13 protein-coding genes, 2 tRNA genes and 2 pseudogenes are annotated in these 10,899 nt (G+C 68.1%); 11 read left to right on the plus strand and 6 right to left on the minus strand.

The window, feature by feature from the left end:
* Positions 1–317 precede the first annotated feature (317 nt).
* Positions 318–1,721 carry an ABC transporter substrate-binding protein gene (locus FCI23_RS11065; protein ID WP_136723330.1) on the minus strand — a complete coding sequence of 468 codons (1,404 nt, stop codon included), beginning with the start codon at positions 1,719–1,721 and terminating at the stop codon, positions 318–320.
* Positions 1,722–2,556: 835 nt separating this feature from the next.
* On the opposite strand from FCI23_RS11065, the pseudogene FCI23_RS11070 reads away from it, so the two are divergent.
* Both FCI23_RS11070 and FCI23_RS11080 read left to right on the plus strand, forming a co-directional pair.
* Positions 2,557–3,529: pseudogene (locus FCI23_RS11070) on the plus strand (ATP-binding protein); the annotation flags it as partial.
* Positions 3,530–3,790: 261 nt separating this feature from the next.
* Positions 3,791–4,270 carry a hypothetical protein gene (locus tag FCI23_RS11080; protein ID WP_136723333.1) on the plus strand — a complete coding sequence of 160 codons (480 nt, stop codon included), beginning with the start codon at positions 3,791–3,793 and terminating at the stop codon, positions 4,268–4,270.
* 79 nt (positions 4,271–4,349) lie between these two features.
* Here FCI23_RS11080 and FCI23_RS11085 read toward each other — a convergent pair whose 3' ends face one another.
* The 3 genes from FCI23_RS11085 to FCI23_RS11095 all read right to left on the minus strand — a co-directional run bounded on the left by FCI23_RS11085 (position 4,350) and on the right by FCI23_RS11095 (position 6,123).
* Positions 4,350–4,670 carry a DUF6233 domain-containing protein gene (locus FCI23_RS11085; protein WP_136723334.1) on the minus strand — a complete coding sequence of 107 codons (321 nt, stop codon included), beginning with the start codon at positions 4,668–4,670 and terminating at the stop codon, positions 4,350–4,352.
* A 123-nt stretch (positions 4,671–4,793) separates the two neighbouring features.
* Positions 4,794–5,351, minus strand: a complete 558-nt coding sequence (cyaB, locus tag FCI23_RS11090; protein ID WP_211265283.1) for a class IV adenylate cyclase — start codon at positions 5,349–5,351, stop codon at positions 4,794–4,796.
* A gap of 16 nt (positions 5,352–5,367) precedes the next feature.
* The gene (locus tag FCI23_RS11095; RefSeq protein ID WP_246143633.1) at positions 5,368–6,123 is read right to left on the minus strand and encodes a helix-turn-helix domain-containing protein; all 756 of its coding nucleotides are present in this window, start codon (positions 6,121–6,123) and stop codon (positions 5,368–5,370) included.
* 193 nt (positions 6,124–6,316) lie between these two features.
* On the opposite strand from FCI23_RS11095, the gene FCI23_RS11100 reads away from it, so the two are divergent.
* From FCI23_RS11100 to FCI23_RS11130, 8 genes and pseudogenes are all read left to right on the plus strand, one after another.
* Positions 6,317–6,712, plus strand: a complete 396-nt coding sequence (locus tag FCI23_RS11100) for a hypothetical protein (protein ID WP_246143634.1) — start codon at positions 6,317–6,319, stop codon at positions 6,710–6,712.
* The gene (locus FCI23_RS11105; protein WP_136723336.1) at positions 6,709–6,963 is read left to right on the plus strand and encodes a hypothetical protein; all 255 of its coding nucleotides are present in this window, start codon (positions 6,709–6,711) and stop codon (positions 6,961–6,963) included. Before FCI23_RS11100 ends, FCI23_RS11105 begins: the two co-directional genes overlap by 4 nt.
* A complete protein-coding gene (locus FCI23_RS11110) occupies positions 6,960–7,205 on the plus strand; it encodes a DUF7848 domain-containing protein (protein WP_136723337.1) in 246 nt (81 codons plus the stop codon). The genes FCI23_RS11105 and FCI23_RS11110 overlap by 4 nt, the downstream gene beginning before the upstream one ends.
* A 108-nt stretch (positions 7,206–7,313) precedes the next feature.
* Positions 7,314–7,766: a glycine-rich domain-containing protein gene (locus FCI23_RS11115; protein ID WP_136723338.1), complete on the plus strand. Its 453-nt coding sequence runs from the start codon at positions 7,314–7,316 to the stop codon at positions 7,764–7,766.
* Positions 7,767–7,809: 43 nt separating this feature from the next.
* A complete protein-coding gene (locus tag FCI23_RS56310; RefSeq protein ID WP_169316763.1) occupies positions 7,810–7,983 on the plus strand; it encodes a hypothetical protein in 174 nt (57 codons plus the stop codon).
* 82 nt (positions 7,984–8,065) lie between these two features.
* The gene (locus FCI23_RS11120; RefSeq protein WP_136723339.1) at positions 8,066–8,290 is read left to right on the plus strand and encodes a hypothetical protein; all 225 of its coding nucleotides are present in this window, start codon (positions 8,066–8,068) and stop codon (positions 8,288–8,290) included.
* Between the two features lie 365 nt (positions 8,291–8,655).
* Positions 8,656–9,183 carry a hypothetical protein gene (locus FCI23_RS11125; protein WP_136723340.1) on the plus strand — a complete coding sequence of 176 codons (528 nt, stop codon included), beginning with the start codon at positions 8,656–8,658 and terminating at the stop codon, positions 9,181–9,183.
* A 27-nt stretch (positions 9,184–9,210) separates the two neighbouring features.
* Positions 9,211–9,729: pseudogene (locus FCI23_RS11130) on the plus strand (site-specific integrase); the annotation flags it as partial.
* 78 nt (positions 9,730–9,807) lie between these two features.
* On the opposite strand, the gene FCI23_RS11135 reads toward FCI23_RS11130, so the two are convergent.
* Positions 9,808–9,880: transfer RNA gene (locus FCI23_RS11135), tRNA-Arg, on the minus strand.
* 167 nt (positions 9,881–10,047) lie between these two features.
* Positions 10,048–10,138: transfer RNA gene (locus tag FCI23_RS11140), tRNA-Ser, on the minus strand.
* 261 nt (positions 10,139–10,399) lie between these two features.
* On the opposite strand from FCI23_RS11140, the gene FCI23_RS11145 reads away from it, so the two are divergent.
* The gene (locus FCI23_RS11145) at positions 10,400–10,822 is read left to right on the plus strand and encodes an SSI family serine proteinase inhibitor (protein WP_136723342.1); all 423 of its coding nucleotides are present in this window, start codon (positions 10,400–10,402) and stop codon (positions 10,820–10,822) included.
* Positions 10,823–10,899: the final 77 nt, after the last annotated feature.

The raw sequence follows: 10,899 nt of genomic DNA on the forward strand, positions 1-10,899 counted from the left end.
CCGGTCACCCGATGACCGGGGCCGCAGCCAAGCCCGTAAAGAGACGCACGTCCGTCCGGCCTCATCGGGACGCCTTCCGGCGTCGCCACCAAGCGGTCACCACGCCGATCTCCCCGCCTCCCCGCGCATGCGCGGCGGCACCAGGAACCATGAACCCGAGGATCCCGGCAACGGCCATGGTGACGTGTTACGACGAGCGTCTGTTGTCGAAGACCAAGGTCTCGTACACGTCGACCTTCACCGTCAAGCGTCAGGCCGGCTGAGCGACACCAACGGCAGGCCGGAGCAGGCGCGGCCGTGTCGCGTCAGCGCGCCGGTCATGACGGCAGTGATCGTTCCCAGGATGCCTGCGCGTTCTTGAGAGCTGTTTCGGCGCTCTGCTTGCCCTCGATGGCCAGGGCGAGTTGGTCGAGCAGGGCCTGGAGGTTGCGGGGGGCGTTGGGGTCTTTCGGCCAGGGCATCGTAGGGCCGTCGAGTCCGGCCCGGATCAGGTTGACAGCGACCGGTGTGGCTTGGGCGTAGGCCGAGGAGTGCAGGATGCTTTTGCGATTGGGGTCGATGGCGCTGTCCGGCGCGGTGGTCTGCACGAGCATTTCGCTGGTACTTGTCACCCACTTGGCGAACGCCAGCGCCTCGGCCTGGTGGCTCGAGGCGGTCGAGACGCCGAGGCCGTATCCCGTGTTGAGCGGGGTGCGGTGCCTGGTGTTGCTTCCGCCGAGCGGTAGCGCCACCGCGCCCCACTTGCCGACGATCTTCGACAGTGCGGGGTCGGCGGCCCGCTGTGCCATGCCCGTCCAGGTTTCGATCATCGCAGCCTCGCCGCTGAGGAAGGCTGCGTTGGAGCTGTCCAAACCAACCGTCAGGGGTGTGGGCAGTGCGTACGGGTTGATGTCGATCAGCTGTTGGGCAGCGGCTACGGCAGCGTCGCTGGTGAGGGTCGGCTTGCCGGAGTGGTCGACGAGGGTGCCTCCGTACCCGACGAGGCGGTTGATGAAGGCGCAGCCCAGGATCAGTGCTTGAGGCTGCCCCTGCACGACAGCCCCGTAGTATTTACCGCCGCCGGCTTGGGTGATCTTCTTGGCGGCGGCGTAGTACTCGTCCCAGGTTGTCGGCGGTTCCAGGGCGTATTTGTCGAAGATCTCTGTGTTGTAGTAGAGGAGGTGCTGGTCGCCGTCGTACGGCAGGCCGTAGCGTCGGCCCTTGTAGAGGGTGTACGTGTCGTAGATGGACGGCAGGAAGTCGCGGGTGTTCAGGTCTTTCTGCCTGGCGATCCAGTCCGTCATATCGAGAAGGGCCCCCGCGTCCACCAACGAACCGAGCCCGTAGTAGAAGTAGTCGAAAAGGTCGAACTCGCCTGCCCCGCTCTGCACATCCGCGATCTGCTTGTCCGTCAACTGGTCGTAGGCAACAGCCGTTACGTCGAGCTTGCCTCCGGTCATCTTCTCCCAGGCCGGGGCCACAACTTTGGTGAGAATGGGGACATGCGGCGTGTTGACCAACACCTTGAGCGTGACGCCTGCGGCAATGGCCTTGGCCTTGGCCCCGGCGGCCTGCGTGCTGATCGACTCATCGTCGGCGTAGGCGGGCAGGGTGGGTCCGAAAGCGGCGAGCCCGGCGAACGCGGCGGCGCCGTGGAGCAGTCTCCGGCGCGTCCATGTCCGGGCGGGGCCGGGCCCTTGGGGCGTGGCGTCGGCAGGACTGTTGGAGTGGGGGGAGGACATTGTGATCCTTCCGTTGTAGGGCTGCTCGAACAGGGGGGTCGGCTCTCAATATCGGCGCACCAGTAGCCGAGCCCAGTGCGCCGGGGGCCGGGGACCGGGGACCGGGGGCCGCCCATCTCGGTCGGAAGCTCCGCGGTGCATTTGGTAATTTCCGCTGACGGCTCAAATGCAGAAATCGCGGGACGATGAGGGTGCCAGTTAACCGGGTGGCCGACAAATGCGTTCACATAGGTGCCGGCCGTCCGTACCCATACAAACCAGCGCGGCGACGACGTCAGGCCGGGGCAGTGGTTCGCGGATGCCTTCCAGAGATGGTGGTCCCGACAACTGCCCACCCAAGCCCGGGCGTTCGCGTTGACGCCGGCTACGTGCTGCCAATCGTCTCATGGTCACATTCTTTCGATCCGGTGGCGGGATCACCGAGGCAGTGGGATCCATGTGGTATGCACCCGTTGGGATGCTCCCCGTAGGTGCACTCGGGGTCAAGACGCGGTGCGGTCTTCTCATTGACTTGCAAGGCAGTTCTCAGTAATTCGATGAGATTTCACAGCAGCAGCCCCGTCCTGCCCATCTCACATGACGGCCAGTCATGTTTGTTGACGGATACCGGTTCCACCCGTCCCAGCCGGGGAACGCGCGCTGCCGTCGGCAGGCCTTCGAGCCCGCGCCGGAATCCTCTTCGCCGACTTCAACCACGTCGAAGCCCTCACCGGCAGCCATGACACCATCGCGGACAACAACGGGTCCGGATTGGCCGCGCTCGGGGGTGGGACGGCCTCCCTGACGGCGAGCGTGGTGACGGGCAACAGCCCCAACTGCGCCGAGATCGATCTCCGCGGCACGGGCCCTGGCGTTGTGGCTGGCCCTCGACCCCACGGTCGAGTTCCGCATCGGCGACCTCAAAGGCGCCGGCGGCTGGGGGATGTTCGACGGCCTGGCCACCGTGCTGATCCAGGGTCCGATGGATGAGCACGTCATCACCGTGACGGAGATGCTGGAAGAGGGCGTGCGGGAGATGCAGAGGCGCCTCATGGCCCCGCCGGGAACGAAGTTCAAGCCGCTGATCGTGGACGAGGCGCAGGTCGCGTTCATGTGCCCGGCCAAGGGCGAGGACGGGCGCCAGTACGGCGGGACGAAGGCCACCTCGCGATACTTCAAGGCGGCCCGCGAACTGCACAATCAGGGCCGTCGCGCGGACGTGCTGCTCTACCAGGGCACGCAGGACCCGACCGACCAGAACCTCCCGAAGCTGGTCCGCGAGGGCGCTCACATCCGTGCCTCGCTGGTCGTCGGCACCGAGTCGCAGGCCAAGATGGCGCTCGGCGACAAGGCCATCGATGGCGGCGCGGCGCCGCACAAGCTCCGCCAGGGCCTCGACAAGGTCACGCTGGTGGTGGCCTGGCTCCGGCATGCAACTGGCCCCGGGCGAGGCGTCCGTCACCATCCGGACGCACTTCATCGACGACGAGCAAGCCGCCGAGATCGCCGACCGAGGCAAGGCTCGCCGGTCCGGCGTGAGCACCCGGGCCGCGGTCGAGCCGGCCGAGAAGGTCGACCCGCTCGCCGACGTCGCCGCCGTCCTCGGCGACGAGCCGCGCATGCTCACTGATGAGGTCCGGCAGCGGCTCGTCGAGCGCAACCCCAGCCACTACCGCGGCTGGACTGCATCGGACCTGACGCAGTTGCTCAGGCCTTTCGGTGCCGAGCCGTACAAGACCAACAGCGAGAAGATGCACGTGAGTCGCGCCAGGGTCCTGGAAGCCCTCGCGGAGCGCGCCAACGACACCGAAGAAAGTGACTCTGAGTAAGGAGAGGCCGCTAAGGAGGCGGGGAGTTCTCCCTCACTGCCTCCCTGACCCCAGCTCCCTGGATTGACCAGCGGTAAAGCCCCTGGTGGGGAAGCAGGCCGTAGACCAGCCTCGCAGGCCCGAAAACGGGCCCCTCCAGCCCCGCGGTTCATTCCTCCCCTGACGCACAGTGACAGGCCCGCGCCTACGGGCACGGCACCCGCTGATACTGGCGACGTAAATCCCTTGCCACGGTAGATCGCGTTCGCAGAAGCTGTCGAAATGACAGAACCCGCACCCGTAGCCATCAATATGGACGATTTCGATCGCAGACTTGGAGCGATGGTCCGCGAGGCGGCGATGACGGATATCTATCTCGTGATTGTTGCGCAGCAGTTGTGCGACAGCCCCTACGGGGCTCTGTTGGTTGCCGGCGAGTCGTCCTCGAGAGCCATAGAGGTGTGCAAGACGCTGATCGACGCGCACACCGACATAGCCGAAGCGAAGCGAGTCGAGCTCAGGGAGCTGCTCAGGCGTGCGGCCGAGCTGGTCAAGCGACGGAATCGGTACGTACACGGCACGGCCATCTACGACGCCGCAGGGATCGCGCACACCTTCCGCATGCGCCATCGCAAGGTCGGGTTGGAGAGGGCCCCCGTCGACCTTGAAGACCTGTCCGACATCGCCCACGGCTTTGTGACACTCAGCATCGCCTTCAATGAATGGATCGCCGCGGTGTACGGCGAGGACCAGGCGGCCTAGCCGGACCGACCGCCCGGCATCGACCACGGCGCCCCCTCCGCGGCCAGCGGGAGGGGCGCTTCGTTGCGTCCGGGGCCGGTCATGGGTCGAGGCCGCGTTCCGGTTGGCAGATGCTGCACGTCGTGACATCCGGCATGGTCAGCGCCAGATCCAGCGCCTTCCGGTCGAGCCGTCCGCCGCCCTTGATGCGGCAGCTATCACGGTGCACCACGCCGTGGCCAGTCTCGCCATCAGGGTTGGGCACGTGCTGCAGCCGCCACGCCAGCTCGGTACGTGGCTCCGGCGGCGCCGCGGCAGCCTTCTCGGCCTGCTGAATCTTCGCGTCGACCGCGGCGAGCTGCATCTGCAGGTAGACACGGATCACCCGGAGGCGCTCCAGGTCCGGCGGCAACTCGTACATACATTCGAGAGTAGCCACGCGGCGCGGGGTCAGCCAGATGACGGGCTCTCGTGCCGGACTGACCGAGCACGGCGAAGCCCCCGCCCGGTACGCCGGCGCGGGGGCTTCCGTGCGTTCCGGGGGTCAGGCGTTGCGGCGGGCGACTACGGCGTCGGTGTAGAGCTCGGTCGTCAGGTCCTGCTCCCCGATGCCGAGTTCGGCCAGCACCTGGCGGACATCGGCGAGGGCCGTGTGCACGTCGTCCTCGTCGACGATCGTCTCGACCTCGATGAAGGTTCCGTCGATTTCCGGGACGCGGACCAGGGTGGCCAGCATGCGGCGGCCGGCCGCGGTGAAGTCGTAGTTCCTGCAGCGCTTCTCGAACGCGATGGTGGGCACGTAGCCGAGGCCGCGCAGCATGGCGTGCACCGCCTCCGGATCCTCGACTCGCGTCTCGTGCTCCGGCTTCGACCCTGACGCGGTATCCACCCGGGCGCCCTTGTAGGTGAGGACCGAGCGGGTGTCGTCCGGCCCGTGAACGGTGCGTACCCGCAACTCGCGGTCGCTCGCGTCGAGGCCGCCTGCGGGGTCGTCGTAGTACGTATCCCGGTACACCTCCGGGCGCCCCGGAACGCGCTTCTCCAGGCGCGCCATGACGCCCTCCGGATCCTGGACGCGCGCCTTCAACTCGGCCTCGATCACGGACCGCCCCTCCTTCTCAGATCGTCTGCTCGGCATCGCCGATCAGGGCCTCGAACATCCGCCGGAAGCCCCGGTACAGCGGGCCGTGCGGCGTCTCCATCACCTTGTACGTCGCGCTCTCGTGGCCTTCCCACCCGGCGTCGAAAGCAGACACGTACATGGTCGTGTCCAGGCGGATGATGCGCCACGTCGGCAAGATCCGGTACCGGTACGCCCTCAGGTCGCACGCGCCGGACAGTTCCCGCAAGCGGGTCTCCGCGAGCCGTACCCCGCCGGCCAGGGACTCGGCGGACTCCCCGATCTCCGCTGCCCGCAGCGCGACTGCGGGCGACTCGGGGTGGAGCAGCAGCACCCGCACGCGCGGCGCCTCGCCGTCTGCGCGCGTCATGGAGCCTCGCAGTAGGGAGTCGTTGAGGCCGACGATGCCGAGGCCGCGCACCGCGAGGACGTCCAGCTCTGCGGCGGCGCGGGCCTGAATCTGGATTTCCTGAGCGGCCGAGGCCTGCGAGGCGTAGACCCGCACCACCTCCGGGAACGCGGCGAGATCGAACGCCTGCCCCCCGCTGCGCACTTCACGGCCGGCGGCCAGGCCAAGCAGGTGCCGGGCGTCGTCGGGCATGCCGAGCCCGTCGGCGATCCGCTGGTACACGTCCAGGCGGGACACCTCCCGACGGCCGTTGATGACCTCGTTCACCCGGCCCTGCGTCATGTCAACGGCCGCCGCGATCTTGGCTTGGCTGGCGCCGCTGTACTGCTGCACGTAGCGGAACACTGCGCCGACGTCGCGGGAGCGCAGGGCTTGGCGGACCTCAGCGCGCTGCCATGCTCAGTCAGGCAGGCCGATCGGTACGAGCGCTGCCGGCATCGCTGCCCCCGGGTGTTCATGGCGGGATGGAAAGTGATTCCACTGTGAGATTACCGGTCGGGTATCGAGCCGATACGCGGAGTCACCAGATCCTGTCAGGGTGACCAAGAGCACCGAGCACCCCCTTGAATGGCTTCCCACCGGCCGAACCGTCGCCATGCGCGCGGCGGGCGAGTGGTGGGACGCCGTGCGTGTCCCGCGCTACCTCGGTGAGAGCGTCCTGACTGCCCTCGGCCCGGCGTGCGGCGCAGTCATCAAGGACCCCAGCGGAGCACTCCTGTACTGGCTCGTACCGCCGGGAGAAGCCGAGGTCTGGCAGATCCGGCCAGGGTCGGGCGTGTACGTCCAGGGCGCTGCCACGCATCTTGCCGTGCCCGGCCCGCAGCGCACCGGGGGGCCGCACTGGCGTGTACCCCCGACGCGGACTCGGTGCCTCACTGACCCGGTCTCTCTGCGCCACGCCCTGGCCACTCTCGACGCGGCAGTCATCCGGTGAACACCACCGAGGGGACCAGATGGCCGGAGGGCGTACCGCCGGTCGGGGCGTTCGTGCGCGACACCAAGCGCTCCCGCGACGCCGTCGTGATGGCGGCTATCGGCGGCTACGTACAGCTGCGCGGCATCGAGGGCGGCACCGAGTGGGACGTGAAGCCCGAGAAGATCCGGCCCCTGACCGCGCGGGAAGAGCTGAGCGCACGGACGTCGGTACGGAACACGGCTATGCGCCTGCGGGTGGGTGGCCAGTGAAGAGAGCGGTACTGCGGTTCGTCGCATGGACGATCGCCCTCAACCAGGAGCCGGACGCGGAGCCGATCACCCACGCCATGCAGTGCGCGGCGTGCGGAGAGAAGTCCCTGCCGTTCGAGGACATCGAGCCCGCGCAGCTGTGGGCCCTCAAGCACGCCGGTCGTACCCGCCACGACATCTACCGCGAGGCCATCACCCGGCCGTGGCGAGCCCTGCCAGCCGACGGGGCGCCGCCCCCATAGACCGCCGCCCGTCCGCCGGTACCTCCACGACGGCAGGCGGGCGGTGCACCACCGCAAAAGCACAACGGCGCGGGGCAGTCCCGCGCCGCCAACGAAAGGGGAGGACGTATGACCCACTACGCACGAGGACTCATCGACGACGAAACATTCACGGCGGTCGTCAAGACCGTCCAGGGCAACAACCCCGAGATGGCGCAGGAGATGTGCGAGCGGATCGTCACGGAGGCGCTCAAGTTCGTCGCCACCGGAGCCGAGCACCCGAACGCCGGCATCGCACCCTCCCGCGTCGTCGACGAGGGGTGGCACGCCCTCATCCTCCACACGAAGGCGTACACGAAGCTCTGCGACGGACTGGGCGGCTACGTCCACCACCAGCCGCAGCAGCCCGACCCCGACCGCTACGACCCGACGGTCATCACCCGTACGACCACGCTCATGGCGACGGCGGGGTACGCGCCCGATCTGGAACTGTGGGGCAGCCCCACCGAGGGTCTCGCCCTGGCGGTCGCCGCAGACTGCCAGCACTCGCCCAACTGTGAAGTGACGTGCATGAACCCCTGAGCCCGGCAAGCCGTGCCATGCTCGACACAAATAGGAGGTGCCCATGGAGTGGGTCAACCCGAAGTACGTCCGGCTCGCTGAGTACGCCAGGAAGCTGCAAGCCGTCGCCCCGCGCGGGAGGGGCCCGAAGCGGCTCGGTGCCGCCACGGTCATCGACGCGGACGGCGCGCCGTACACCGTGACGTATGGCCAGCCCGGCGACGGGCCGACCCGCTGATCCACCTACGAGCCCCGTCCGCTGAGCACTCGCGGTCGGGGCTCACCCATACGCCCAGGTCGACCCCACATACACTCCCTCGATGAACAACATACGGTGCACCCATTGCGGTCAGGTTGGGCTGGAGCAGGGCTTCGTAAGCGACACCGGCCAAGGCGCCCGCGGGGACGCGCGGTGGATCGGGGGCCTGCTTGAGCGGGGCATGTTGGGCATGGCTAAGACGCGGGGCCTGCCGCAATGGCGGATCGACGCCTTCCGCTGTCCGAACTGCGCACACCTGGAACTGTTCGCCGTCCAGCGGTTGTGACGTCCGCAGTCGCAGATCCGCCGACGGGCCACTGCAACCGCGGCCCGCGCCGAGAGCCGGAAGGTGCGCATTTACGCACCCTGCGAAGCACTGGTCAGAGGGATGGACCAGTAAGACACTGGCCCAGCTCGGCGAAGGGTGGGAGGCAGCTCCCACCCCGCGTTGCCCGGAAGGCGACGCAGGTCGTCCGCGGGCTTAGCGGGGCCGGTCCTCGCGCGCCAAAACTTTCCCGAGTCCGGGAAAACATCTGGCCGACTGCCCGGCCGCATGACGCGCCGGAACCGCAGCGTCACGAATCGGCAACTCCTCCCCCGAACTCCCGGGCGATCCGGTCGAATGAGCCATCACACGCCCAAGGGGGACCAATGCACCACACCCGCACCGCCGCGCTACCCGCGGCAGGCGCCGTTCTGCTCCTCGCAGGATGCGGCACTAGCCCCAGACCGAACGCACCCGCCGCCGGCAGCCCAGCCGCGACCCAGGGCACCGCCGCCAGCACACCGCTCGACGCCAGTGCGGCACTCAAGGCCATCTCCACGACCGTGACCACCGCCCGGCTCACCGGGGTCGTCACCGCCGAAAACGACGGCAACCACCTGCTCGGCCGCCCCAACCAGTACACATCGAAGGTGACGTTCGCGGACTCCCGTATCTCCAAGGCCGACACCGCGTACTTCAAGAAGGGCGACGTGGAGCTCGGTGGCGGCGTGGAGGTGTTCACGAGTCAGGCCGACGCGGAGGCCCGCGCCAAGTACATCCAGGCGGTGACCAAGAGCATTCCCGCCCTCGTCGAATACGACTACGTCCACGGCGCCACCGTGGTTCGCGTCTCCCAGCTCCTCACCCCGACGCAGGCCGGCGAGTATAAGACGGCAGCTGCCAAGCTCGGCTGAGTAGCGCACGGACCCCGGACATACAGGCTGCGCCGGGGTGAGGTGCTGGGCCTGTCCTGGGACGCGGTGGACTTCGAGGCGGGCACGCTACGTGTCGATGAGCAGTTGCAGCGCGCTGGCCGTGAGTTGCTGCACCGCGAGGCAAAAACGGAGGAGTCTGACGACGAACTGCCGCTCCCAGCACTCTGCTTGGCCGCGCTCAAGATCCGTCGTGATCAGCAGCGCAAGGCACGGACGGACGCCGGGGAGCTGTGGCAGGACAGGGCCGGTCCGGTCTTCACCACCCGCTACGGCACGCCCATCGAGCCGGGGAACCTGTCGCGCATGTTCCCAGCCCGGTCCCGTCGCGCTGGCGTCCGGGTGATCCGGCGGCACGACACCCGGCACACGTGCAGCTCGCTCCTGGTCGCCCTCGACGTGCACCCGAAGGCGGCGCAGAAGATCCTTCTGCACTCGCAGATCTCGATGACGCCGGAGGTCTGCGCCCATGTGACCGACGAGCAGACCCGCGAAGCGCTGCGGCGGCAGGGTGAACTCTTCGGCTGAGGCCGTTGCTCTACTTCGCTGCTGTACGGCACGAAAAAGCCCCTTCCCGGATGATCGAGAGGGGGCTTTGACCTGCTGTGCACTCGGCAGGATTCGAACCTGCAACCTTCTGATCCGTAGTCAGATGCTCTATCCGTTGAGCTACGAGTGCTCGTGCTTCCCGGTGTTTTTGGCCGGTCTGCTTCGCGGGAACAACATTACATGACCTGCGGCGCGAGGTGAAATCCGTTTGCCGCACACTTGCCGCACCACCACTGACCTGCGGAAACGCTCGAAAACGCCAGAAGCCCCGGCGGGTGGCCGGGGCTTCTCGGGGAGCGGAGGCTCGGGGATTTGAACCCCGGATGGGATGTAAGTCCCAAACCGCATTAGCAGTGCGGCGCCATAGACCGGACTAGGCGAAGCCTCCCCGCACATCCGCGCGTGCGCGGTGTGTGTGGACGATGATGACACAGCCCAGTGGGCCGCCACCAATCGCAGTCCACAGTACTAGGCCGCCCATGCGCAGGGCAAAGGCCTTCCGTCGGCGCGCCCCTCGGCCGGCGGTCCGGGCGCGGGCGGGCTCGGCGGACGGGGCCGGCCGGGGGCGGTGCCGGGGGCGGGGTGGCGACGCGCCCACGATCGGGTGAGATGCGCGGCATATAGGGGCGGGAGGAGATAGGGACAGGGCATGAGATTCACCCGGGTGCCTTTGACTGCCGCGTTCGCGCTGGGCCTGCCGTTGCTGGGCGGGGCGCCGGCGATGGCGGACCCCGGCTCCTCAGGCGACCACCTGACTGTGACGGTGGACGATGGAGCGGGGCGCAGAGTGTCGTACGAGCTGGAGTGTGACCCGCCCAGCGGCACACATCCGGATCCGGAGAGGGCGTGCGAAAGGCTGGAGGAGCTGGGCGGGCCGATGGGGCCGGTGCCGACGGGACGGATGTGCACGATGATCTACGGCGGGTCGCAGACGGCGACCGTGACGGGGCGCTGGCACGGGATGCCCGTGCACGCGGCCTACAGCAAGGCGAACGGCTGCGAGATCGCCCGCTGGCGGAATATGGCGCCGGTATTGTCGGAACCGCGCTGGGGTATGCAGGATGACGGGTGACCGAGGACACACTCCGGCTAGTCAACCTCGAACGCTCAGAGGGCGTGGGGGACATGGGCATCTGCGGCCACCGCCCC

Origin of the sequence: Actinacidiphila oryziradicis, from assembly GCF_005047355.1 — a bacterium.
In the GTDB taxonomy this organism is placed as follows: Bacteria; Actinomycetota; Actinomycetes; order Streptomycetales; family Streptomycetaceae; genus Actinacidiphila; species Actinacidiphila oryziradicis.